A 25,019-nucleotide genomic window follows, 5' to 3' on the forward strand; every position below is an offset into this window, starting at 1 on the left:
GCGGTGTAACAGTCAACATTATTGTTGAATGTTAAGCAGCCTTCGCGAGCAAGCCCGCTCCCACCATTGGTTGTTACTTGCTGTTGGTCAGGGTGTTGTAGCTGGTCATCAGGTTGCGGTAGTCCGGGATGTGATTGGAGAACAGAGTCGCCAGACCTTCCACGTCGTTACGCCAGTCGCGATGCAGCTCACAAGCCAGGCCGAACCAGGTCATCAGCTGGGCGCCGGATGACGACATGCGGTCCCATGCCGATTGACGGGTCAGTTCGTTGAACGTGCCGGAGGCGTCGGTCACCACGAACACTTCAAAGCCTTCGGCCAGGGCCGCCAGTGCCGGGAACGCCACGCAGACTTCGGTCACCACACCGGCGATGATCAACTGTTTCTTGCCAGTAGCCTTGATCGCCTTGACGAAGTCTTCGTTGTCCCAGGCGTTGATCTGGCCAGGGCGAGCGATATAGGGCGCGTCCGGGAACAGTGCCTTGAGTTCCGGCATCAGCGGGCCGTTGGGGCCGGTTTCAAAACTGGTGGTCAGGATCGTCGGCAGCTTGAAGTACTTGGCCAGGTCGGCCAGGGCCAGCACGTTGTTCTTGAAGCGGTCCGGGTCGATGTCGCGCACCAGCGACAGCAGACCTGCCTGATGATCGACCAGCAGAACGGCGGCGTTATCTTTGTCGAGACGTTTGTAGGAAGTCGTCATGGGGTAATCCTCGCTTTTAATCGATGCCGAACGGGCCGGCGTAAGTGAACACTGATTTTTCGTTTAAACGCGGCTGGGTGAACGCAGTCAGTCAAGCCCGCCGCAGTACTGCATTGAATTCAACCGCTCATCCGACCGAACCGGCCGGACTGGAAGTCGACGAAGGCCTGGTGGATCTCTTGTTCGGTGTTCATCACAAACGGACCGTGGCCGACGATGGGTTCGTCGATCGGCTCGCCGCTGAGCAGCAGCACCACAGCGTCGTTGTTGTTGGCTTCCAGGCTGAGCTGATCACCGTTGCGTTCGAACAACGCCAACTGCCCTTCACGCACCAGTTCCTTTTGATTGACCTGAACCGTGCCGCGCAGCACCACCACTGCGGTGTTGCGCCCTTCATGCAGATCCAGGGTCAGCAACTTGCCGCCGTTCAAGCGCACATCCCACACGTCAATCGGCGTGAACGTCCGTGCCGGGCCTTTGTGGCCGTCAAACTCACCGGCAATCAAGCGCAGGCTGCCGGCGTTGTTTTTCAGCGGGAGGCGCGGGATGTCGCCATCGAGAATCGTCTGGTAACCGGGCTCGGCCATCTTGTCCCTGGCCGGCAGGTTGACCCACAGCTGCACCATTTCCAGGGTGCCGCCGGTTTTGGCGAAACCTTCGGAGTGGAACTCTTCATGAAGAATCCCCGAGGCTGCGGTCATCCATTGCACGTCGCCGGGGCCGATCTTGCCGCCGCTGCCGGTGGAGTCGCGGTGCTCCAGTTCGCCCTTGTAGACGATCGTCACGGTTTCGAACCCGCGGTGCGGATGCTGACCCACGCCACGACGCTCGGTGGTCGGGGTGAATTCGGCGGGGCCTGCGTGATCCAGCAGCAGGAACGGGCTGATGTGTTTACCCAGATTGTCGTAGGAAAACAGCGTGCGAACCGGAAAACCGTCGCCGACCCAATGAGGTCGCGGGCTGGTGTAGATACCGATGATGTTTTTCATCTTTGCCTCCGAATCTGTTGTGTGACGCGATGGACAAAGCTTAAAACCGTGACCTTTGGTGCGCTAGACTGCAAAAATCAACCTTAGCGTTCTATTTGGAGAACGATGGTGGAAGACCTCAACACCCTCTATTACTTCACCCAAGTGGTGGAACATCACGGTTTCGCCCCGGCCGGGCGTGCGCTGGACATGCCCAAATCCAAGCTCAGCCGGCGCATCGCCGAGCTTGAAGAACGCCTGGGTGTGCGCTTGCTGCACCGCAGCAGCCGGCATTGCTCATTGACCGAAATCGGCCAGGCTTATTACCAGCGCTGCCTGGCCATGCGGGTGGAAGCCGAAAGTGCCGCCGAACTGATCGAACGCAACCGTTCCGAACCCCAGGGCGTGGTGCGCATCAGTTGTCCTACCGCGCTGCTGAATACCTGGGTCGGGCCGATGCTCACCCGCTACATGCTCAAATACCCGTTGGTGGAGTTGTTCATCGAAAGCACCAACCGTCGGGTCGATCTGATCCACGAGGGGATCGACATCGCCCTGCGCGTGCGTTTTCCGCCGCTGGAAAACACCGACATGGTGATGAAGGTGCTGGGCAACAGCACCCAGTGCCTGGTGGGGAGCCCGGCGTTTGCTCAGCGCCTGTCGTCACCGGCCACGCCGGCAGATCTCAGCGGCTTGCCGAGCGTGCACTGGGGTAGCGCGCAGCGTGAATATCAGTGGGAATTGTTTGGCGCCGACGGTGCCAGCGCGCTGATTCGCCATACCCCGCGAATGGTCACCGACGACTTGCTGGCCTTGCGTCACGCGGTGCTCGCCGGCATCGGCATCGCCCACCTGCCCAAAGTGGTGGTGCGTGATGACATGGCCGCCGGCCGACTGGTGGAACTGGTGCCGGGCTGGACGCCCAAGTGCGGGATCGTGCATGCGATCTTCCCTTCACGCCGCGGACTGCTGCCGTCGGTGCGCACCTTGATCGACTTTCTCGGTGAGGAATTCAGTCGTAGCGATATGGCTTAGGATCAAGACTCTGAACCGTGTCGCGGCCATCGCGAGCAGGCTCGCTCCCACATTGGATCTGTATCCACCACAGATTCCCTGCGGAAGCGAGCCTGCTCGCGATGGCATCAGCCCAAACACCATCAATGCCCCTTGAAACATCCCATTCATGATTTGCGGTAAACAGTGTTTTGTCCCGGCAGCGGTTTTTCTCAAAGGTACAGCCGGGGATACTCACGCCCATTCCCACTGCAACCCTCGGAGTCATTGATGTCTATTCCCGCATTCGGTCTTGGTACGTTTCGCCTGCAAGGTCAGGTGGTCATCGATTCGGTGAGCACCGGCCTTGAACTGGGCTACCGGGTCATCGACACCGCGCAGATCTACGAGAACGAAGCCGAAGTCGGCCAGGCCATCGCCGCCAGCGGCATTGCCCGTGAAGAGTTGTTCATCACCAGCAAAATCTGGGTCGCCAATTACGCCAAAGACCGGTTGATCGATAGCCTCAAAGAGAGCCTGGATAAGCTGCAAACCGACTATCTGGACCTGACGCTGATCCACTGGCCGTCGCCGGAAGATCAGGTGCCGGTCGAAGAATTCATGGGTGCGCTGCTCGAAGCCAAACGACTGGGCCTGACCCGCCGGATCGGCGTGTCCAACTTCACGGTCGACCTGATGAAGCAAGCCATCGCTGCGGTCGGCGCCGAAAACATTGCCACCCACCAGATCGAGCTGCACCCGTACCTGCAAAACCGCAAGGTCGTCGAGTTCGCGCAAAGCCAGGGCATCCAGATCACCTCTTACATGACCCTGGCCTACGGCGAAGTGCTGAAAGATCGGGTCATCCAGCAGATCGCCGATCGCCTTCAGGCGACACCGGCCCAAGTCACCCTGGCTTGGGCCATGCAGCTGGGATATGCGGTGATCCCTTCTTCAACCAAACGCGCCAACCTGCAAAGCAACCTGCGCGCCTGCGCCCTGACCCTGAGCGACGCCGACATGGCGCTGATCGCCGGCCTGGATCGCGGCCAGCGACTGACCAGCCCCAAAGGCATTGCACCACAATGGGATTGAGTTTCAGCGTTGCTTCAAGCGTTCATCCAGTGATGACATCGCGTGCTGCAATCGATCGACAGCTTGCTTGAGCAGCACCGGATCTCCCCCGTTGATGACAAGCTCCAGTTGCTCGCAGCCCTCGATCAAGCGCTGTGCCCGAACCATGCGCGCACCGCCCTTTATGCGGTGCGCCAGGTCGCGCAGCACACGGTGATTGCCATTGGCGTGCGCCTCGAGCAAATCATCCCGATCCACCCGATTGGTCACCTTCAGTTCGCGCACCAGACTATCAATCAACGTGCGGTCTGCACCGACGTATTGCTCCAGGCCACTCAGGTCCATCTCGGGCGTTGATGTTTCATCGATGTGCTCTGGCGTCTGACTGGCAAACCTGGACGCCAGCCAAGCGTTCAAATCCGCCAGCAGGATGGGTTTGAACAGGCAGTCGTCCATGCCTGCCCCCGCGCATCGGACCTTCTCCTCGGGTTGCGCATTGGCGGTAAACCCCAGAATCAGCGTCGGTGGCAATCCTTGGGCGCGCTCTTCTTTGCGTATGGCTTCCGCCAGCTTATAACCACTGAACATCGGCATATTGCAGTCGGTAACGACCAGATCGAAGCCATGCTCGCGCCACATCTCAAGCCCCCGCGCGCCCTCCTCGGCCTCCAGAACCTGATGCCCCAGGTGGTTCAGTTGTCGCGAAAGCAACAAGCGGTTGGCCGGGTGATCATCGACTACCAGAATCGTTAGCGCCCGCGTCGGCACCTGCAACCCGCTCTCCACCTCGCCACTGGAAGCCAACGGTGACAAGGCGGTCAGCTCAAGGTCAATGTCCACTCGCGTGCCCTGTCCGAGGACGCTGTCGAGTTGCAATCGGCCACCCATCATTTCGCACACGGTGCGGCTGATCACCAACCCCAGGCCAGAACCGCTTCGAGCGGACTGTCGGCCGTTATCGGCCTGGCTGAACGGGCTGAACAGCCGTTGCCGGTCGACGGCGCTGATGCCAATGCCGGTGTCTTTAATGCGCACGCTGACCGCCAGATGCCCCGACATGGCGGGCGCCACTCGCAGCGTCAAGCTCACTTCACCCTCACGGGTGAACTTGATGGCGTTGCTCAGCAGATTGGACAACACCTGCTTGAAACGGATGGGGTCGATCAACACATCGCAGTCGCTGTATTCGTCCAGATCGATTCGCCACGCCAGCGCTTTCTGCCGTGCAAGGCCTTCGAAAACCCGACACACCGACGCCACCAGCGCCTGCAGATTGGCTCGCTCAGGGGTCAGGGATAAATGCCCTGACTCGATCCGCGCGATATCCAGAATGTCGCCGATCAATGCCAACAATTGTTGGCCGGCACTGGACGCCACCTCAATGGCAGAACGGTCGGTGACGCCCTCGTCCGCGCGCTTCAAGGCCAGTTCGAGCATGCCGATCAGCGCGTTCATCGGCGTGCGGATCTCATGACTCATGGTCGCCAGAAAGGTGGATTTGGCGCGATTGGCGTCGTCCGCCACGTCCTTGGCGTCCTGTAATTGCTGCAACCATTGCTGGCGCTGGCGGATCTGCCGACGCTGCCAGGCAATCCAGCCCAGGGCGAGCAACAGCAAGGCGCCCGCCACGGCAAAGGCCTGAAGAATGCCCTGGCGATGGCGCAGCCAATAGCTGTCATCCACCACCACATCATGGCTCCAACGTGCCACCAGCTCGTCCATTTCCTGCGGCGAAATGCTCAGCAATGCCTTGTTCAGAATCGAATGCAACTCCTGCGCGCCACGGGCAGTGGCCAGGGCGATACGGGCGGGCTGATCGCCCACGGTGCTGCTGACACGCAGTTGCTCGCGATACTGCCGGGCGATCAGGTAACGGGCGACGATCAATGAACTGAGCGTCGCGTCAGCCTGTCCCTCGATCACCCGTTCCATGCCCTCGGCCGGACTTTGCACCTCAACCAGGCGCACCTGCGGCCCCCGGGCCTGAATGAACCCGAACAACGGATGACCGCGATAAATTGCCAGGCGTTTACCGGCCAGATCATCCAGCGTCCTGGGGCTGTCCGCTTTCGTTTTACTGACCAGCACGAAGGGGTTATTGAGGTAGGCGCGGGTAAAGAGCAACGTGTTTTCGCGCTCGGTACTGGGCGTGACCACTGGCAACAGGTCGATCTCGCCGCCCTGAAGTTGCTCGATTTGCCGGTCCAGCGAGTGGCCGCGTTGCACCTCGAAGGTCAAACCACTGCGCTGGCTGATCAGCGTCAGCAACTGTGCCGTCAACCCGCTCAACCGACCTTGGGAGTCATAGAATGTCAGCGGGGCGAAGTCGTCGATCGCGCCGACGGTGACCGTCGGATGCCGGTCCAGCCAGCGTTGCTCGTTGGCGCTCAATTGCACTTGTTGTTGACCCATCGTACTGGCCCTGCCCGCACTCCAGCGCACCTCGATGGCCAAGCGCTGATCCATGGGGATCGCCGCCAGCGCCTTGTCGACGATGCCTTTCAGACGCGGGTTATCCAATGCCAGAGCGAAGCCAAACGGGTTGGCATCCAGACCGGAAGGCCCCACCAGATGAACGTTATTGAGGTAATTGTTGTTGATCAGGTAATTGGCGCTGATGAAGTCGCCCAGGTACACATCGCACTGATCGAACGCCACGGCCCCGAGCGCGTCAAGGGTCGAGGGGTAACGCCGCAAGTGAGCGTCGGGATAGAAATCTTCAACCGCCTGCGCCTGCAAATAGTCTTCAACCATGGCAATACATTTGCCGGCAAGATCGACAGGCATACGCTCGTCCAGCCGAGTGGCCAGCATCGGCTGATCTTCGGCATAGGCCCGGGATCTGGTCAGCGACGGATCGGCCGCCTCGAAGTTGTTCGATGTTCCGAGCAGATCCAGCTCATGGCGCTTGAGGGCGTCCATGGCGACTTCACGGGTGGCATACCGCAGCACCTCGATCCTGACATGCAGCAGTTGCCCCAACAGTTCGGCGTAATCGGCCGTGATACCCTCCAGCTCATCGCTGTGGCGCGTCACCTCGAATGGCGGGTAGTCGAGCCCCGTCACCCCCAGGCGCAGAACCCGTTTATCGCGCAGCCATCGCCAGTCCTTTTCATCCAGCTTGACCTGGAAACTCTCCACTGTGGAACGTCCCAGCAGACGCAGCGGGTGCGGCTCGTCGGCCATCGCAGGGGAAACCTGCGTTGCAAGGCACAACATCAACGCCCACAGGAAGATGCGCACGGTCGGGTTCACTCAGATCAGATGATTGCGCTTGGCGAAATCGCGCAGGTGCACTGCTGCATTCACCCCCAGTTTTTCGACCAAACGGGTCTTGTAGGTGCTGACGGTCTTGTGACTCAGGTGCATAAGCTCGGCGATAGCCTTGTTACTCATGCCCTGAGCCAAATACCGCAGGATCGTCAGTTCGCGGTTGGAAAGTTTGTCGATCATCTCTTTCTCGCTGCGTTGCAGGGGGTCCTGCGACACCGAAGGCAGTCGGACGAAAAAGGTGTAGTTGGCCATGACTGCGTGCGCGGCTTTTTGCAATTGATTCAAGTCGTTGGTCTTGGCGACGTACGCCATGGCCCCAGCGCGCATGCAACGCTCTTGAAAAAACAGCGGATCCAGGGAGGTGAAAACCAATACCAGACATAACCAATCATTGGCCTTGATCCGGCTCAGCAGCTCCAGCCCATCACCACCGGGCATCACCAGATCCAGTACCACCAGATCGACTGCATGCTCACGAAGTATCGACAAGGCCTCGCCAACACTGGACGCCTCATAGAAGTGGTTGAAACCCTCCCGCTCGAGTACAAGTCTGACTGCGGCGCGTATCACCGGATGATCGTCCACAAGCAGCGCTTTCTTCATGGCAATTCCTTTGCAAAAACTCAACGATTGCCCGCCGCTAACCGCCGGGATAGACGCAGCGGCTACGCGATGACTTTTGCATGGAAAGCAGAAAAAATGTACCTGTCAGAAATGATAGTAGCGACGAACGGTAACCCTGAACTCAGCCAATCCGTTGGCGACTCCGCTCGTGATCCAGAAGCGGTGCAGCTTCATACACAGACAGATCGATGTGCGCCATCAGCCGTCGAATGGCTGCCAAATCCGGCATCGTCGCGTGGTCGTCGTAGATCAAGGCGTGGTGAACCTGGCGGTTATCGCGGAAGAACCCGGACAAATCCAATGCCCCTGCCGCCAGAGAGGCATTGATGAGCACCAGGTCGAACGGCTCACAACCGTACTCGACCAGGTTCAGCATGTCGGCGAGGTTTTGCACCGGTGCCACTCGGTAATAACCGAGCTGATTGAACAACCGCTCGGTTTTCATCCGGTGAAAATGCTGTTCGTCGGCGATCAGGATGCGCAAGGCTTTGTTGATCATCGCGGGCCTCCAGGTCTATGGCTGATGAGTGAGGCGGCAAGGCTACGGAAGGCCCACGAAATGTTCTGTAGGACTCTTCCTAAAAATTACGCGACCTATCCCCCAAAGCACGTAGCGCTCAGGAAAGGGATCGGCTTTCGCCACGCAGTTGCAACCAGTTCAGCAGGTCCTCCCCGCTCATTGGCCGCGCATACCAATAGCCCTGACCTTGTGTGCACCCCAATTCCAGCAACTGCTGGCGCTGCGCGTCGGTCTCGATGCCTTCAATCACTACCGTCATGCCGAGGGTCTCGCCTAGCGCCAAAGTGCTGCTGATCACCGCCCGGCAGCGTGGCTCGTGTTCCAGGGTACGGACGAATTCGGCGTCGAGCTTGATCTCGTTGAACGGCAACTGACACAGGCGCTGCAGTGATGAGAATCCGGCGCCGAAATCGTCGATCGACAATCGGCAGCCCATCATCCGCAAACGCACCAGGCTTTCCAGACTGGTGGCCGGCGCTTCCAGCAGGCCACTTTCGGTCAGTTCGAAAGTCAGGCTGGAACCGGAAGCCGAATGCCCCGCCAGAATGCCTTTGATGGTTGAAGTCAGCTCGCTGTTGGCCAATTGCAGCGCTTGCAGGTTGAACGCCATATCCAGCGCGAAACCGCGATGCCTGGCATGTCGCTGCAACCGCAACGCCTGATCCAGTTGAGAGAACAGCAACTCGTCCATCAACCCGCAGCGCTCCAGGATCGGCATGAACATCGCGGGTGAAATAACCCCCCGCAATGGATGCAGCCAGCGACAGAGCACCTCGACGCCACAAACTTCACCGGTCAGCAGGTTGAATTTGGGTTGATACCAGGGTTGCAATTGCTGCTCGGCCAATGCCTGTCGCACGTCTTGCTCGGTGGCCAGCTCCACGGGGGGCGACGACAGGTGCTCGGTGGTCGGGCCGTGAACATATTTTTTCAATAGATGCTCCAGCACTTGCGCATGCAGAGGCTTGCCGACATCACCCAGCAATGCCAGGCCCAGCAGGGAAACAATTTGATGCACCGCCCGACGCAGATCGGCTGAAAGCGAACTGCTGATGATGATCGACTTCACCTGCCCCGACGCGCCGACCCGCTGCAAAAACTCCAGGCCGTCCATGCCTTCCATCTGCAAATCACAAAGGGCGATATCCACCGGGCCGTGCGCTTGCAGAACGGCCAATGCCTGAGCACCGTCACTGGCTTCGAAGACCTCGCGGCAACCTGACGAACGGAGCATGTTCACGGCCACGGAACGCTGGAAGGGATGGTCTTCAAGCACCAGGACACGAAGCGGCAGGATAGGCATGGAGGTCGTCTCGTCTGTAGATAGGCAGGACGATTGTCCATGACATGAAGGGCAGACTATTTAGGAAACGTCTGAAAAATTGTAGGAATTTTCTCAAGCAACATTTCAACGCTCGGCCCATGAAAAGCCGAAAGTGAGCAAGCAGGCCCGGTTATCCGATCGACCTGCCTGGCTTGCCAAAGGTAGCGATAACCCAAGTACGGACAACCCGGGTACGACACTCCAGAGCATAAAGGCGAGCTCACTTGAAGCTCGCGATCATGGGCTAGTTACGAGACCCGACAGCGGTAGCACCGTAGGAAATAATTACTTCCACACGACGATTCATCTGCCGGGATTGTGCGTTGCCGTTATCAGCAATGGGGTATTGCTTGCCATAGCCCGTGGTAATCAAACGCTCTGCACCGATGCCCATTTGCTTGAGAGCAAAGGCCACCGCATCGGCGCGACGCTCAGACAGACGCTGGTTGAAGGCATCGCTGCCCACATCATCGGTAAAGCCTTCGATGCGTACCTTGCGCTCCGGGTTGTCGGACAGGTACTGCGCCAGCTTCTGGAAATTGCGCTGGCTGCCGTACTTCAGGTCGGCCTTGCCTGTATCGAACAGCACGTCACCGAAGGTGACCACCTCTCCTCGCTCGGTCTTTTTGGCCTTCAACGCTTGCAATGCCTTGAGTTGCTGAGTGCGCACGTCGAGTTGCACTCGGGTGCGTTCGGCATCAATGTTTTTCAGATCGGCTTCGGCTTTGCGCCCGGCAATGGTTTGTTCCGCCAGGGCGATTTTCTGGCTTGCCAGGTACGCCAATTGCTCGACCTGTGGAGCCTTGCGATCGACGAGCGAGGCCTGGTCAGCCTTGTTCAGCGCAGCAAATGCATCCTTGGTTTCGATGGCCGCCAGGGTGTTCGATTCCGGTTTGCTTTGCAGGGCACTGAAATGATCGCGGGCCTGCAACAGTTGTGGGTTTTCCGGCGGTGTGGCGCAACCGGCAAGCATCAGGCCCACGACGGATACGGCAGGCAACAGCAGAGAAGTACGCATGGTCGGCTCCTTATTGAGCACTGGACGGTGGATTGAAGCCGGTGGCCGGGTCTTGCAGCATTTCTTGCTTGAGCACCTGGATACCGTTACGGGCATCGGTCAATTGCCGCTGCCATTTCAAGGCCCGGGCCTTGCGCTCGGCGAGGTTGGCGTCGGCTTCGACTTGCTCGGCCAGGGTTTTGGCCTGGGTATAGTTTTTCTCGCCAAGAGCACGTTCCATCAGCAGGTTTTTGTCCTGAGCAGACTTCATTTCCAATGGCGCATATTGCGTCGCCTCGGCAGACACCGCGCGAGTCAGCGCATCCCTGGACAGCGTTATCTGTTGCTCGGGAATCGGCGCACTGGCGCAAGCACTCAAGGCCCCGGTCATGATCAACAGGCACGCTGAAACACGCGCACGGCAAAACATACGTTCAATAGTCATCTAACGCTCCTAACAGTGAAGTGAACTCAAACAAAACAACGGTCAGTAGTAATTGATGGTGAAAGTCGCGGTGGCATTGGCCGGGCCGGCAGTGATGCTGTCGCCGGTCTGGATGTAGCGCGCCTTCAACGGGATGGTGTAACTGCCGCCTTCCTGCGGCCTGGGTGTGATGCCGCTGGCGCGCAACGTGGCCAACGGCAACGGTGTGCCATCTTTGTCGGCCACTTGCAGACCGACACCGGTCGCCGCCGGATCGTCGCCGGGGGCGCTGGGGTTAAGACTCATGATTCCCAGGTTAGGAGTGATCGCCGCTCGGGTCGGGTCCAGGCGCACTTGCAGTACGTTATTTTTGCGCGAGTCCAGGTTGTTAGTGGTGCCATCATTCAACCAGCGTGGCCCAGTGTCCTGATAGTAACCATTGAAGGCAGGACAGTTATTCAGCGCAATGGAGAAATCCTTCCAGGGTGTAAAGCTGTTTTTGCCCGAGAACTCGCTGAGCATGTAGGTGCCCATAGGCACCGGTACATCCGGAGTCGAGCAGGTCCGGGACACGACATTCAAGCTGCCTGAGACGTTTACACGCTGCATATCAAGAGTGTTGGTACTAACCCATTTCTGATCCATGGTCGGCAAAGAAGCCCCCTGAATAGTGCCGGGGGATACGTCACCAATCTTGATAAAAGACAAGTCATAGGACATCGCTCCTTGAACACCTGTCCAATTACAGTTAACTGTCCCGCCCCCACAGTTCCCATAATTCTCAGTGGACGGTAATGCCCTACCGGAGAACCAGACAGCTACGCCGATACCAGGGACTCCGGTCTGGTAAACATGCCCTCCCCACGGCGAGCCGGTCCAACTGGATAAAGGCAACGGAGTCACCGGTAATGTGCGGATACGCTGTATGTTTGCGCTTGCAACTGTACAAGTGATTACGGTACTGGCCGGGACTTGAAAGGTCTGCCGATAGACTTCAGCTCCCAGCGGAACATCTCGTCCAACAGTGATACTGCCGCCCAGCAGCTGCATGGTATTGAACGCAGGAGCGCCTTGCGTGAACTGACAATCAGCCATCGCCATCCCCGCTACCAACGACAACCCCAGTACCGCCCCACTCGACTTGAACATTCGCATCTTCTTCATCACTTGATCCCCTGTGCGCTGTTCACAGAAGCAACGCGATTGTCTGATTGAGCGACCGCGCACACCGCGTCCACCTGACGCAGTTGCTGGCCGGCGCTGTTGCCGGGTGGCAACGGCAGCGCACATTGCTGACCGGCCTGAGTGCCCCAACTGATCAACAGCCGGCGCGCGTCTTCCTTGACCCGGGCATAGAGCTGTCCGCCCTGCCCGACCACACCCACCGACACACCACGGTCATCGACCACACCGGCGCCGAACGGCAGCGGGCTGCCGTCAGCCAACGTCACGTTGAGCAACAACGCCTGACCATTGTTGGTGCCGTATTTCAACGCCACCACGGCACCGGCCCGCGGCGCTACTTGCTGACTGGTTTCGGTCAGTTCGACATCCATGGAGGTGCCCAGCGGATCGATCGCCACTTCGTTCAATTCATAAGGCCGCAAGTACGGCACCACCGCATTGCCGCGACCGTCGAGTCTCAGGCCCGGGAAGCCGACCACTTTCGCGCCCTCGGCGCCTTCGGCCGTGATCACCGCCATGGTTTCGCCGCGGTAAGGGGTCAGAGTCACGCCGTTCGGGTGAGCCACCACACTGCCGCTGGCATTGAGTGACAGGCTGTCGTAACCCTCGCCACGGCTGACTGTTGCGCCGACGATGGCTTTCGGGCCGATGTACTGACCGTTGACCGAGGTGCTATTGGTACGCGTCGCGCCATCGTGGCCGCCGGTGACGCCATAGTTGTACTGACGATCTTCACCGGCGGTCCCACTGAGGGTCGCCTGCTCGCTGAAGTTGCCGTTGGTGTCACGCATGACGCGCGCCGACAGTTGCGGACGGTTGACCGTGGAGCCGAATTCCAGGGGCATGCTCACGGTAAACAGCAAGCTGTTATCCATGTCGCCCAGACCGATACGGCTGCGGTTGGCACTCACGCCATAGCTGACCGAACGCACCTGTTTGTTGTAGCTGAACTGGTACTGAAGATCCCTGCCCGGCAGGTTCCAGTAATTCTGGGTATAACCGCTGAACGCCACCTGGCCCCAGTCCCCCAGGCTCTGGTTGGCGGTCAATGACAGACGACTGCGCGGGCGACCGTACAGGCTGGTGTCCAGGCCATTGCGCTCGGCGTCGAGCAGTTGCACGGCGTTGCTGAAGTCCAGGTAGTTTTCCGTGGAGAAGCGCGTGGCGGCCACGGCAAAGTTACTGCCGGTGCTGAGGATGTTTTTGCTGTAGCTCAGACGCGCACTCTGACCACTCGCCGGGCCGCTTTTCAGATCAGTCTGGGCGTGGGTCAGGTCGACCGCCATGGCACCGATCGGCGTGCTGAAGGCCAGGCCGCCGAGCGCCGAGTGATAGTCGTTACTGAGCTGAGTACCGCCATAACCGGTGAAGACATTGTTCAAGCCGCGTTGATAGGTGCCCTGCAACAGTTTTGCCTGACTGTCGATGTAGTTGTTGCGGGTTTCACCGGCGGTGACGTTGAAGCGCGACGTGCCGGGGCGCAGCAACTGCGCGGTAGAAGCGAACGGCACAATGAATGTCTGCTCACTGCCATCGGCTTCGTAGACAGTGACTTCCAGGTCGCCACCGTAGCCGGTGGAGTACAGGTCATCGATCACGAAGGCGCCCGGCGCCACCGTGGTCTCGAAAAGAAGATTGCCGGCCTGCCGCACCGCCACCCGGGCGCTGGTGCGGGCAATGCCACGGATCACCGGGGCATAACCACGCTGGGACTCGGGCAGCATGCGGTCATCGGTGCCCAGTTGCACACCGCGATAGGCCAGGGTGTCGAAAATCTCGCCACTGGTGTTGGCCTCGCCCACCGTCAACTGGCTCTTGAGCGAGGTGATATCGCGCTGGGCGTAGGTGTTCAACACTTGATAAGCCTGACCGGTCTGCTTGTCCCAGCTCGCCGAGCCGTTATGACGCAGACGCCAGTCACCGAGGTTCAACCCGGCATTCAGGCCCAGGTAGGCCGAGTCATAATTGCCGCTGTCGGTCTTGTTGTGGTTAGCGTTGAAGTTATAGCTCAGCGTCCCGGCGGTAACGCCGCGATCCCACAGCTCGGGGCTGACGTAACCCCGGGCATCACGGCGCAGGGCGATCTGCGGGATGCTGACATCCAATTGCTGGCTAGACGGCGAAAAGTTCGCACTGGCGCCTTCGATCAACTGCGCAATGTCCAGACACGACGCGCCGCTTTCCACACTCAAGGTGGCCTCAGGCGACAGCCGACGCAGGTCCACGCCGATCAGCTCCAGCAAGCCGCGGCTGAAACACACGGTCGGGCGGCTGCCGTCGGCCTCGGCATTGATGCGAATGTCCTGGCGATTGACCAGTTTACCGTTGACCGCCACGTCTGCGCGGTACTCACCGGGCAACACCGGGTTGCCTTGCTGATATTGGGTCAGGTCAAGGCTGCGCGAGTCCTCGGGCAAGAATGCGTCGTTGAACTGCACGTCTTCAGCCAAAGCCGTCTGGGCCGCCAATACACCTGTGACACTCGCCAGCGTCTTGAGGATCAAGACCGTCAGCGGATTCAGGGCAAAGCGAGGGCGTGCCTGCGGGCGAGCCCCCTGGCTTGGAAAAGTCGTCATAAGTTACTCGTGCGCTAGAACGTTCGCGAAGGAATCAAGGCTTGAGCGGTTGTTTGGTTGGCATCAAAGCGCCGTAGTCGTTGATCGCATTGAACTCGACCTGAGCCGTTGCACCGGGCATCGACTTGAGCGTCGGTACAGCAAAGACTTTGGTTTCACCGGGGCCGACCATGCCGTTTTCACTCTCATGACGTTGATTGCCCGCAACCAGCGCCAATTCGACCTGGGACACATGAAACGCTGTCGGGTTGAACGCTTGCAGTGCTAAGCCGCCGTCCGCCGCAATCACCTTCCATTGCACCTGCTGCGGCGCCTCGTTCGGGTTGCCGGGCAAGCCGTCGGGGCGGTAGAAAATCTTGATCCGCGAACGGAACGCCATCTGCAGTACGTTCATGTCCGCCGGGCCTTCGGCCTTGGGTGGAATCTCCAGCACATTGAGCCAGAACACTGACTCCTTATTGGCCGGCAAGTTTGCGCCGGTGAACATCAGGCGCAGGCTCTGGCCTTTGCCCGGATCGATGCGCGACACCGGCGGCGACAGCACGAACGGTGCTTTCGAGCTGGTGGGGCTGGACTTCACATCGCCACTGTCGACCCAGGATTGCACCAGGGCCGGCCGCGTGCCGTTGTTGTTCAATTTGACGGTGATTTCTTTCTGACTCGCCGGGTACACCAGACGCGTCCCGGTGATCACCACACCGGCCATGGCCTGGGTGCAGACCAACGTCGCGAGCATCAGCATCACACTGCGACGAACTGTTTTGACACAAGACATAACGCACCTCATCCACCGCACGCTGACGCGCCCCCTGCCCGCCTGGACAGGAGCGCGCCGTCGTGGCCCTGGTTTACTGGTAGTCGACGTTGTAAGTCACGGAGCTGACCACGGTTCCTGGAGTGGTGGTACCGGTGGCGAAGTACTGGACGGCATACGGCATGTTGGCCGCGCCGGTGGCGTCGATGGTGTTGCGGGTGGTGTTGGTCTTCTGGTTGGTGTTACCCGCCTGGATAACCGCGCCACCTTGCGCGTCGACCAATTGCAGCTGCACGTTGGTGGCCGTGCCCGTCATGTTGTTCAGGTTGCCGCTGACCGGGTCAACGGTCGAACCCGAGTTGAAGAAGGCCGCCGCGGTGGTGGCGGTACCGACACAGCTGCTCAGCTGGATGTTGAAACCGGTGCGGCCTTCGGCCTGGCCGGCTGTCGTCAGCAAGCCGGTAGAGATGGTCGGCAGGGTCACTGTTGCAACGGCCGGGGTCACCACGCCGTCTACAGCGATGGTGCAGGTCTGGTTGACCAGTTCACCGTTGAAATTGATGGTGCCGTCGGCAGCGTTGGCGAACTGAGCGCCGGTAGCGGAAACCAGTACAGCGATGGCAAGGGCTTTGCGATTCATGGGACAACTCCAAAAGTAAGATTTCGAACCTGTCGCGAAAGCCTGGATGGGTTGCCAGACGCGGAAGCGTCGTGGTGGATACAAGCCATCTGCCTGGGCGACGAAGTGATCATCGTCTTTTGAAGGTGTGCGTCCTGTAGGCGCAATCCCTGCAACTTGTAGGACGTTTCCCACAACTCGCTACTGTGAAAAACGCCCGGATCAGCCGAGAGAGCCCTCCAACCGCTCGGCCAACCGCTCCATCGCCTGTTGCAATGCATCGACCGCTTCGGTCAACACCGCCGAGTCCAGCCCGTTGCAGGCTGCCTCCAACGTTTCGCACGCCTGGATCAATACACCGGCCCTGATGATCCGCGCGCCGCCCTTGACCCGATGCGCCAGATCCGCCAGCCCCGGCAAATCATGTTGGGTAAACAGGCGCATCAGGCGCGCCATGTCTTCATCGTTGCTGCTGGCCAGATCGCCCAGCAGACTCTTGATCGACGCGCTGTCACCACGGGTCAATTGCTCAAGGCTGGTGAGGTCAATGTCATCGCTCAGGGTCTCGTGCTCCTGCGCACTTGCAACGTCTATCCCATTCGGCGTCACCGAGGCCAGGCGCGTGTTCAGATCCTTGAGGCTGATAGGCTTGAACAGGCAATCGTCCATGCCCGCGAGTCGACAGCGCTGTGCTTCCTCGGGTTGGGCATTAGCGGTGAAACCGAGAATCAGCCCCGGCGCCAAGCCGCGCGCCGTTTCCTCTTCGCGAATGGCCCGGGCCAGTTCATAGCCATTCATGATCGGCATGTTGCAATCGGTGATCACCACGTCGAACGGCTGACTGCGCCAGGCACGCAAGCCATGGGCACCGTCTTCGGCGTCCTTGACCCGGTGGCCCAGGTAACTCAACTGCTGCGACAGCAACAGGCGATTGGCAGGGTAATCGTCGATCACCAGAATGTTCAGGGCGCGACCGGGGATTGTGAGGGCGACCTCCACTGGTGCAGGTTCGGCCAACGGTTGCAGGGTCGGCAACGACAGCTGCACGTCGATCCGCGTCCCCTGCCCCAGTACACTGCTCATGCTCAAGCGGCCGCCCATCATTTCACACAGGGTGCGGCTGATGACCAGGCCCAGACCGGACCCGCTGCGGGCCGACTGGTCGTTGTTGCTGGCCTGGGCAAACGGACTGAACAGGCGCTGCTGATCTTCGTTGGAGATCCCCCTGCCGGTGTCCTCGACCCGCAGGCATATATCCAGGCGCTCATCGTCCACGGTCGGCTGCGCATTCACTACCAGACGCACCTGGCCTTGGTTGGTGAACTTGATCGCGTTGCTCATCAGGTTCGACACCACCTGCTTGAACCGCAACGGATCGATCAGCACATCGCGATTGACCGTGGCGTCCAGCTCCAGCACCAGACGCAACTGCTTCTGCCGCGCCAGGCCTTCGAAGATCCGAGCCACCGATTCCACCAACTCACGCAGATTGGCCCGCTCCGGCGCCAGTGACAGGCGTCCGGATTCGATCCGGGCGATGTCGAGGATATCGCCGATCAGGTCAAGCAGGCCCCGGGCGGCACCGGAAGCGACTTCGATGGCAAACCGGTCCATGACCCCTTGATCGGCCTTTTTCATGGCCAGTTCGAGCATGCCGATCACCGCATTCATAGGCGTGCGGATTTCGTGACTCATGGTCGCCAGGAAAGTGGTCTTGGCCCGGTTGGCATCGTCGGCGCCCTCCTTGGCCTCGCGCAGTTCTTCGAGCAAACGCTGGCGCTCGCTGACGTCGATCCAGCCTCCAATCATGCCGCTGACTTCACCGTCACTACCGCGATACGGCAGCATCCAGTGATAAATAGTCAGCACTTTGTCGGCCATGGTCAGGCTGCGATCCTGCACTCGCGGCAGGCCTTCGCGCATCACTTGCAGGTAATCGTCGTGGTAGGTCGTCGCCTCATCGAGGTTATTCAGCACACCTTCGACCACAGTCTTGCCGATCACCGCTTCTCGCTCGACGCCAAACACCTGCAAGTAACCGGCGTTGCAGATCAGCAGGCGCCCCTCGCGATCACGCACATAAATCGGGTGCGGCGTACCGTCGATCAATACCCGCATGAATTCCAGTTGATCATTGAGGGCGATTTCCGCTTGCCGACGCTTGCGCATCAACAATCGCAAATAGGCGATCCAGCCCAGCGCCACCAGCAGTAATATCGCCGCCAGGGCAAATCCCTGAATGATCGCGGTACGATGGCGCAGCCAATAACTGTCATCGACCACCACTTCACTGCGCCAACGGTTGGTCACCTCATCCATTTCTTCCGGCGCGATGCTCAGCAGCGCCTTGTCGAGAATCGAGTACAACTCCAGCGAACCCCGTGCGGTCGCAAAGGCCACCCGCGCCGACTGGGTGCCGACGGTGCTGGTGACGCGCAAGCGGTCGCGGTACTGGCGCGAAATCATGTAGCGCGCAGTAATCAGCGAATTGACCGCCGCGTCGGCCTGACCGTTTGCCACCAGCGCCATCGCCTGTTGAGCATTGTCGGCATCCACCAGCGCCACTCGCGGATAGTCCTCGATCAACAGATCGCGCACCGGGTTGCCACGAATCACTGCCAGCCGTTTGCCCGCCATGTCATCGAGGGTGGCAGGACTGTCAGCGCCGATACGGCTGACCAATACAAAAGGTGTGCTCAGGTAAGGCCGAGTGAAGCGCAGCGTCCCTTCACGCTCGGCGCTTGGCGTCAGGGTGATCAGCAGGTCTGTCTGCCCGCTGCGAATCTGTTCGATCAGCTCCGGCACCGAGTGAGCGCGCTGCACGTCGAATTTCAGGCCGGTGCGCAACGCCACCTTGGCCAGCACGTCGGCGCTGATTCCGCGGAACTCGCCGTCCTGACTGTAAAATGACAGCGGTAGAAAACTGTCATCGATCGCCACCCGCAGCCGCGGATGCTTGTCGATCCAGCGCTGCTCATTAATGCTGAAATGCAGCATCTGCTGCCCCGGCATGCTGGTCCCGCCGGCGCTCCAGCGACGCAGAATGGTCATGCGCTCCCCCACCGGAATCGCCGCCAGCGCAGCATTGACGATCCGCAGCAGAGTCTGATTGTCACGCGCCAGGGCGAAGGCGAAGTTCTTCACTTCCATCCGCGAGAAATCCGCCAGCTGCACGTTGTTCAGGTAGTTCTTGTTGATCAGGTAGTTGGCGCTGATGGAATCCCCCAGGTACACATCGGCGCTGCCGAACGCCACGGCGCCGATTGCGCTGAGTGTCGAGGGATAGAGCTGCACGTGGGCCTTGGGGTAGAACGCCTTGACCGCTTCGGGCGGCATGTAGTGATAGAGCATCGCCACTTGCTTATCGGCCAGATCCGGTGACAGGTTCTGACTGTCGCCTACCCGGGTGACCAGGGTGGGCAGGTCATCGGCGTAGGGTCGGGACATCACCAGTTCAGGGTCCGCCGCTTCAAAGCCGTTGGATGTTCCCAGCAGATCCACTTCGCCGAGCTTGAGCGCTTGCAGCACATCGGCTCGCGAAGCGTAGCGCTGCACCTCGACGCGCACGTGCAGCAATTGGCCAAGCAATTGCGCATAGTCAGCCGTCAATCCCTCGTAATCATTGCCGTTACCGGTGATGCTGAACGGTGTGTAATCAGGGGCCGAGGCGCCCAGGCGCAAAGTGCCTTTGCTGCGCAGCCAACGCCAGTCCTGCTCATCCAGGGGAACACTGTAGCCGTCAACCGTCGAACGGCCGAGTACCTGCAAGGTTTCCACCGGCACGGCAGCCGCCAGCGCAGTGTTCAAGGTGCCGAGCAGCGAGAACGCGAGCAGCCATTTCCGAAAGGACATGCTCATTCAGATCAGGTTATTGCGCTTGGCAAAATCGGCCAGGTACACCACCGATTTCACGTTGAGCTTTTCGATCAGCCGGGTTTTGTAGGTGCTGATCGTCTTGTTGCTCAACAGCATGGCATCGCCAATTTCCTTGTTGCTCAACCCATTGGACAACTGCTGCAAAATGGTCAGTTCGCGGTCGGACAGTTTCTGGATCAGCTCCAGATCCGTGGCCTCGACGTCACTGCGCCGCACGGAACTGGTGGCCAGATTGGGAAAGAAGTTATAGCCGTCCATGACGGCCTTGATCGCCTTGACCAGTTCGTCGAGATCGTTGGTTTTGGAGATGAAACCGGCGGCTCCGGCTTTCATGCAGCGCATCGAATAAAACAGCGCCGACTGCGAAGTCAGCACCAGAATCCTGCTTTTGAGGTTCAGCGCACTGATACGGCTGATCACTTCGAGTCCATCGAGCTTGGGCATGGCGATATCGAGAATGATCAGGTCAGGCGAGTGTTCTCGGGCCAGCTGCACCGCGTCGGCGCCGTTGTCGGCCTCGGCGACCACCTCGAAGTGCTCCTGTTTGAGCAGCATCTTGACCGACGAACGAATGAACGGATGATCGTCTACAACCAACGCTTTAAACATATGACCCCCTGTAAGACACACCGGTATTGACCAGTGACGAGATCGTCCATGGCGAAGACAACAATGGAAGAACTGACCGTTCGACGCGTGGCACAAAAATACACCAGCGCGAGTGCAGTGTAGGAACTTTCTCGGGCTTTTCTGCCAGGTTTGCGCGTTGCATCATTTTTCATCACCCGGCGCCGCCAGCCATTGCAGCAAACCATGTCCGGTCATGGGCCGGGCCAGGTGAAATCCCTGGCCGATCTCGCAGCCCAGGGCGACCAGCGCATCACGAATATGCTGGCTGCTGACGCCCTCGATCACCAGTTGCATTTCCAGCGAGCGCGCCAATGCCAGGGTGCTGGCAACCATGGCACGACAGCCCGGTTCGTGCAGACGCTGGACAAACTCGCCATCGAGCTTGAGTTGATTGAACGGCAACTGACACAGCAGCTTCAGCGATGAAAAGCCGACGCCGAAATCATCGATCGACAGGCCGCAACCCAGCATGCGTAGCCGCAACAGGTTTTCCTGGGTGGCCGGCGATACCTCCAGCAGGCCGTTTTCGGTCAGTTCGAACTGCAAGCTGGAACCCTGGAATGCATGACGCTGTAGTGCCTGGCGGATATGCCCGATCAGATCGCTGTCTGCCAGTTGCGAGGCGTGCAGGTTGAATGACAGTTCCAGGGACAACCCCTGGCGACGCACGATTCCGAGCAGGCTCAAACCCTGTTCCAGAAGCTGTTTGAACATCTGATCGATCAGATCGTAGGCCAGCACTGCCGCGAGAAACTCCCCTGGCAGCAATACCCCTTTGGCCGGATGCTCCCAACGCACCAGCGCTTCGGCACCGGCGATGGTACCCGTGGTCATGACAAATTTTGGTTGAAACCAGGCACGAAATTCCCCCAGCGCCAACCCGCGACGGACTTCCTCTTCGCTGGGCAACTCGCTGGGCAATGCCTGCGTTTCCATCACCGGGTGAGGTACCCGGTAACGGTGAAGCACCCGGTGCAAAGCCCGCAACTGAATCGGTTGCTTGATGACGCCGAGTAGCTGCAACCCCGACAGCGAACCCATTTGTCCCAGTGTGCGTTGCAGTTCCGGCCGTAGCTCACTGCACAACACAACCGCGCGCACCATGCCGGCCTGACTGGCGTAGCTCAGGAACTCCAGGCAATCGAGGCCTTTGTCGGCAAGGTCGCACAGGACGATATCGACCCCGCCGGACAAATGCATTTGCACCAGTGCCTGCTCGCCGTCACTGGCTTGCACCACATCACGCACACCCAGGCGCTGCAGCAGCTTGACCGTCACGCTGCGTGCAAACCCATGATTTTCCAGTACCAGAATACGTGGGGAGGTCATCTTCCATTCATCACTTCGCAGACCTGAAGATCGGCATAGTGGCGACTGGAGATGAATCAACAGGACAGATTCGTCCTCCTGACCTGTAGGAAATTTCCCAAATATAAGATCGTAACCTTCGGCAGCTCCTCTGCAGGAACTGCCGAAGCCGGTTTACTGCCAGCCAAACCTACGGATATAGAAACCTTTCACCGCCTGGGTCAGTGCCATGTACGCCAGCAGAATCACCGGCAGGAACACAAAATACAGCGACGGCAGCGCCTGCAGTTTGAAGTAATGCGCCAGCGGCCCCATCGGCAGGAAAATCCCCACGGCCATGATGACGCCGGTCATCACCAACAGCGGCATGGCGGCGCGGCTTTGCAGGAACGGAACCTTCGGCGTACGGATCATGTGCACGATCAGCGTCTGGGTCAGCAGCCCGACCACGAACCAGCCGGACTGGAACAGGGTCTGGTGGTCCGGGGTGTTGGCATCGAACACGTACCACATCAACGCAAAGGTGCTGATGTCGAAGATCGAACTGATCGGGCCGAAAAACAGCATGAAGCGTCCGACGTCCGCTGGCTGCCAGCGTTGGGGTTGTTTCAGCATGTCTTCATCGACGTTATCGAACGGGATGGCGATCTGCGAAATGTCGTAGAGCAGGTTCTGCACCAGCAGGTGCATCGGCAGCATGGGCAGAAACGGAATGAACGCACTGGCCACCAGCACCGAAAACACATTGCCGAAGTTCGAGCTGGCAGTCATTTTGATGTACTTGAGCATGTTGGCGAAGGTACGCCGCCCTTCCAGCACGCCCTCCTCCAGCACCATCAGACTCTTTTCCAGAAGGATGATGTCTGCCGCTTCCTTTGCAATGTCCACCGCGCTGTCCACTGAAATGCCGATGTCGGCAGTGCGCAGGGCTGGCGCATCGTTGATGCCGTCGCCCATGAAACCGACCACGTGACCGTTGCCCTTGAGCAGGCGGACGATGCGTTCCTTGTGCGACGGCGTGAGTTTGGCGAAGACGTTGGTGGTCTCCACCGCCACCGCCAGCTCGGCGTCGCTCATGCGTTCGATGTCGTTGCCCATCAGCAGGCCTTGCTGCTCCAGCCCGACTTCACGGCAGATTTTCGCGGTCACCAGTTCGTTGTCGCCGGTCAGCACTTTCACCGCCACACCGTGCGCGGCCAGAGCCTTGAGCGCCGGCGCGGTGCTTTCTTTCGGTGGATCGAGGAAAGCCACATAACCGATCAGCGTCAGCGCCTGTTCATCGGCCAGGCTGTAAGTGTCGCGCCCCTCGATCATCGGCCGCGCCGCGACCGCCACCACCCGCAGGCCTTCGGCATTGAAGGTAGCGGTGACCTGGCGAATCCGCGCCAGCAATTCATCGCTCAGCGCCTCGTCGGCATCGCCATGGCGCACCCGGGTGCACACCGCCAGCACTTCTTCCACCGCGCCTTTGCAAATCAGCAGATGCGGCTGATCACGCTCGGCCACCACCACCGACATGCGCCGACGGGTGAAGTCGAACGGAATCTCGTCGACCTTGCGAAACGCCGTGCCGACTTTCAGCTCACGGTGGATTTCCACGTGCTCCAGCACGGCCACGTCCAGCAGGTTTTTCAAGCCGGTCTGGTAGTAGCTGTTGAGGTAGGCCATTTCCAGCACGTCATCGGAATCGTTACCCCAGACATCGACGTTGCGCGCGAGGAAGATTTTGTCCTGGGTCAGCGTGCCAGTCTTGTCGGTGCAGAGCACGTCCATGGCGCCGAAGTTCTGGATCGCGTCGAGGCGTTTGACGATGACTTTTTTGCGCGACAGGAACACCGCGCCCTTTGCCAGGGTCGAGGTAACAATCATCGGCAACATTTCCGGGGTCAGGCCCACGGCGATCGACAGCGCGAACAGCAACGCTTCGGTCCAGTCACCCTTGGTGAAGCCGTTGATGAACAACACCAGCGGCGCCATGACAAACATGAAGCGGATCAGCAACCAACTGACTTTGTTGACCCCGGTCTGAAACGAAGTCGGCGCACGATCGGTAGCACCGACCCGCTGCGCCAGCGCGCCGAAATAGGTGTTGTTGCCCGTGGTGAGAATCAGCGCCATCGCCGTGCCGGACACCACGTTGGTGCCCATGAACAGGATGTTGTCGAGGTCCAGCGGGTTGTGGGTGTGGTTGTCCTGCTGACGGGGAAATTTTTCCACCGGCATCGATTCACCGGTCATCGCGGCCTGGCTGACGAACAGGTCCTTGGCGTTGAGCACTCGGCAATCGGCAGGAATCATGTCACCGGCCGAGAGCACGATCAGGTCACCCGGCACCAGTTGCTTGATCGGCAATTCAAGGCGTTGCGCACCGTTGTTCGCCACCTCCCGACGCATCACCGTGGCGGTGTTGCTAACCATCGCCTTGAGCGCGTCGGCGGCCTGGTTGGACTTGGTTTCCTGCCAGAAACGCAGCAAGGTCGAGAGCACCACCATCGAGAAAATCACGATGGCGGCTTTCATGTCTTCGGTCAGCCAGGAGATCACCGCCAGCAAAGTCAGCAGCAGGTTGAACGGATTTTTGTAGCAGTGCCACAGGTGGGTCCACCACGGCAGCGGTTGCTCGTGCTCGACTTCATTGAGGCCGTATTGTTCGCGCAGCGCATCGGCCTCGGGTTCAGTCAGGCCGTCAGGGTGGCTGCCGAGGTTATCCAGCAATTGGCCGGTGTCGCTGTTGGCAGCGGCGACCAGGGTTTGCGCGAGCGTCGGCGGGACTTCACGGCTGACCGTGGTGTCGGTGAAGCTTTCCAGCAGCGCCAGTCGACGGAAGTGCCGGGCGATGTGACGGTTACGCAGGAATCCGGCGAAGAATTCTTTCAGCCAGGTCAGGTTCATGGCAGTGCCCCCCAGGGTCAGCCGGGAAACCGTCGAGCAGGCGTGTCGAGGCGCTGCGATGACGACACGGGGTCGAACATCACACGCTGTTCAGCGTCGATGAGAGGACGTCGGGAGTCGGGCCAAAACCGGCCACGATCGGGATGCCGCTGCTCGCTTTACGGCGAGACAACGGCACAAAAGGCTGCGCGTTATCTTGCCGGGAAAATGCCGGTTACCGAGACCGGCCGACAACTGTCACTCGAACAAGTACCCACTGTGGGTCTCCGCTAATTGATGAAA

At 59.6% G+C, this 25,019-nt stretch carries 18 protein-coding genes; 2 read left to right on the plus strand and 16 right to left on the minus strand.

What is annotated here, in order from left to right; genetic code table 11:
• Window positions 1-73: 73 nt before the first annotated feature.
• Both ycaC and AC30D7_RS26865 read right to left on the minus strand, forming a co-directional pair.
• Window positions 74-700 carry an isochorismate family cysteine hydrolase YcaC gene (gene ycaC, locus AC30D7_RS26860; protein ID WP_490136085.1) on the minus strand — a complete coding sequence of 209 codons (627 nt, stop codon included), beginning with the start codon at window positions 698-700 and terminating at the stop codon, window positions 74-76.
• A gap of 119 nt (window positions 701-819) precedes the next feature.
• Window positions 820-1,689, minus strand: a complete 870-nt coding sequence (locus AC30D7_RS26865; RefSeq protein ID WP_490136086.1) for a pirin family protein — start codon at window positions 1,687-1,689, stop codon at window positions 820-822.
• A 105-nt stretch (window positions 1,690-1,794) separates the two neighbouring features.
• On the opposite strand from AC30D7_RS26865, the gene AC30D7_RS26870 reads away from it, so the two are divergent.
• Together AC30D7_RS26870 and dkgB are read left to right on the plus strand one after the other, a co-directional pair.
• Window positions 1,795-2,703, plus strand: a complete 909-nt coding sequence (locus AC30D7_RS26870) for a LysR substrate-binding domain-containing protein (RefSeq protein ID WP_490136087.1) — start codon at window positions 1,795-1,797, stop codon at window positions 2,701-2,703.
• A 249-nt stretch (window positions 2,704-2,952) separates the two neighbouring features.
• On the plus strand, window positions 2,953-3,756 hold the full coding sequence (gene dkgB / locus AC30D7_RS26875; RefSeq protein ID WP_490136088.1) for a 2,5-didehydrogluconate reductase DkgB: 804 nt from the start codon (window positions 2,953-2,955) through the stop codon (window positions 3,754-3,756).
• Between the two features lie 3 nt (window positions 3,757-3,759).
• Here the strand turns inward: dkgB and AC30D7_RS26880 are convergent, their stop codons facing one another.
• The 14 genes from AC30D7_RS26880 to mgtA all read right to left on the minus strand — a co-directional run bounded on the left by AC30D7_RS26880 (window position 3,760) and on the right by mgtA (window position 24,737).
• Window positions 3,760-6,954 carry a transporter substrate-binding domain-containing protein gene (locus AC30D7_RS26880; RefSeq protein WP_490136111.1) on the minus strand — a complete coding sequence of 1,065 codons (3,195 nt, stop codon included), beginning with the start codon at window positions 6,952-6,954 and terminating at the stop codon, window positions 3,760-3,762.
• Between the two features lie 36 nt (window positions 6,955-6,990).
• Window positions 6,991-7,611: a response regulator gene (locus tag AC30D7_RS26885; protein ID WP_490136089.1), complete on the minus strand. Its 621-nt coding sequence runs from the start codon at window positions 7,609-7,611 to the stop codon at window positions 6,991-6,993.
• Window positions 7,612-7,753: 142 nt separating this feature from the next.
• Window positions 7,754-8,131: a response regulator gene (locus AC30D7_RS26890; protein WP_490136090.1), complete on the minus strand. Its 378-nt coding sequence runs from the start codon at window positions 8,129-8,131 to the stop codon at window positions 7,754-7,756.
• A gap of 118 nt (window positions 8,132-8,249) precedes the next feature.
• On the minus strand, window positions 8,250-9,455 hold the full coding sequence (locus tag AC30D7_RS26895) for an EAL domain-containing response regulator (protein WP_490136091.1): 1,206 nt from the start codon (window positions 9,453-9,455) through the stop codon (window positions 8,250-8,252).
• Between the two features lie 265 nt (window positions 9,456-9,720).
• Window positions 9,721-10,494, minus strand: coding sequence for an OmpA family protein (locus AC30D7_RS26900; RefSeq protein ID WP_490136092.1), 774 nt, complete (start codon window positions 10,492-10,494; stop codon window positions 9,721-9,723).
• Between the two features lie 10 nt (window positions 10,495-10,504).
• Complete coding sequence (locus AC30D7_RS26905) at window positions 10,505-10,918, minus strand: DUF4398 domain-containing protein (RefSeq protein ID WP_490136093.1); 414 nt, start codon at window positions 10,916-10,918, stop codon at window positions 10,505-10,507.
• A gap of 42 nt (window positions 10,919-10,960) precedes the next feature.
• Window positions 10,961-11,617, minus strand: coding sequence for a fimbrial protein (locus AC30D7_RS26910; RefSeq protein WP_490136094.1), 657 nt, complete (start codon window positions 11,615-11,617; stop codon window positions 10,961-10,963).
• A 443-nt stretch (window positions 11,618-12,060) separates the two neighbouring features.
• Entirely contained in the window at window positions 12,061-14,658 is a 2,598-nt protein-coding gene (locus tag AC30D7_RS26915; RefSeq protein WP_490136095.1) for a fimbria/pilus outer membrane usher protein, read from the minus strand.
• A 34-nt stretch (window positions 14,659-14,692) separates the two neighbouring features.
• Window positions 14,693-15,433, minus strand: coding sequence for a fimbria/pilus periplasmic chaperone (locus tag AC30D7_RS26920; RefSeq protein ID WP_490136096.1), 741 nt, complete (start codon window positions 15,431-15,433; stop codon window positions 14,693-14,695).
• Window positions 15,434-15,506: 73 nt separating this feature from the next.
• Entirely contained in the window at window positions 15,507-16,052 is a 546-nt protein-coding gene (locus tag AC30D7_RS26925; RefSeq protein ID WP_490136097.1) for a fimbrial protein, read from the minus strand.
• Between the two features lie 201 nt (window positions 16,053-16,253).
• Entirely contained in the window at window positions 16,254-19,883 is a 3,630-nt protein-coding gene (locus tag AC30D7_RS26930; protein ID WP_490136098.1) for a transporter substrate-binding domain-containing protein, read from the minus strand.
• A gap of 6 nt (window positions 19,884-19,889) precedes the next feature.
• Complete coding sequence (locus AC30D7_RS26935; protein ID WP_490136099.1) at window positions 19,890-20,516, minus strand: response regulator; 627 nt, start codon at window positions 20,514-20,516, stop codon at window positions 19,890-19,892.
• Window positions 20,517-20,678: 162 nt separating this feature from the next.
• Entirely contained in the window at window positions 20,679-21,866 is a 1,188-nt protein-coding gene (locus AC30D7_RS26940) for an EAL domain-containing response regulator (protein ID WP_490136100.1), read from the minus strand.
• A gap of 153 nt (window positions 21,867-22,019) precedes the next feature.
• The gene (gene mgtA / locus AC30D7_RS26945) at window positions 22,020-24,737 is read right to left on the minus strand and encodes a magnesium-translocating P-type ATPase (protein ID WP_105344252.1); all 2,718 of its coding nucleotides are present in this window, start codon (window positions 24,735-24,737) and stop codon (window positions 22,020-22,022) included.
• Window positions 24,738-25,019 lie beyond the last annotated feature (282 nt).

Source organism: Pseudomonas sp. DF5 (assembly GCF_058148225.1).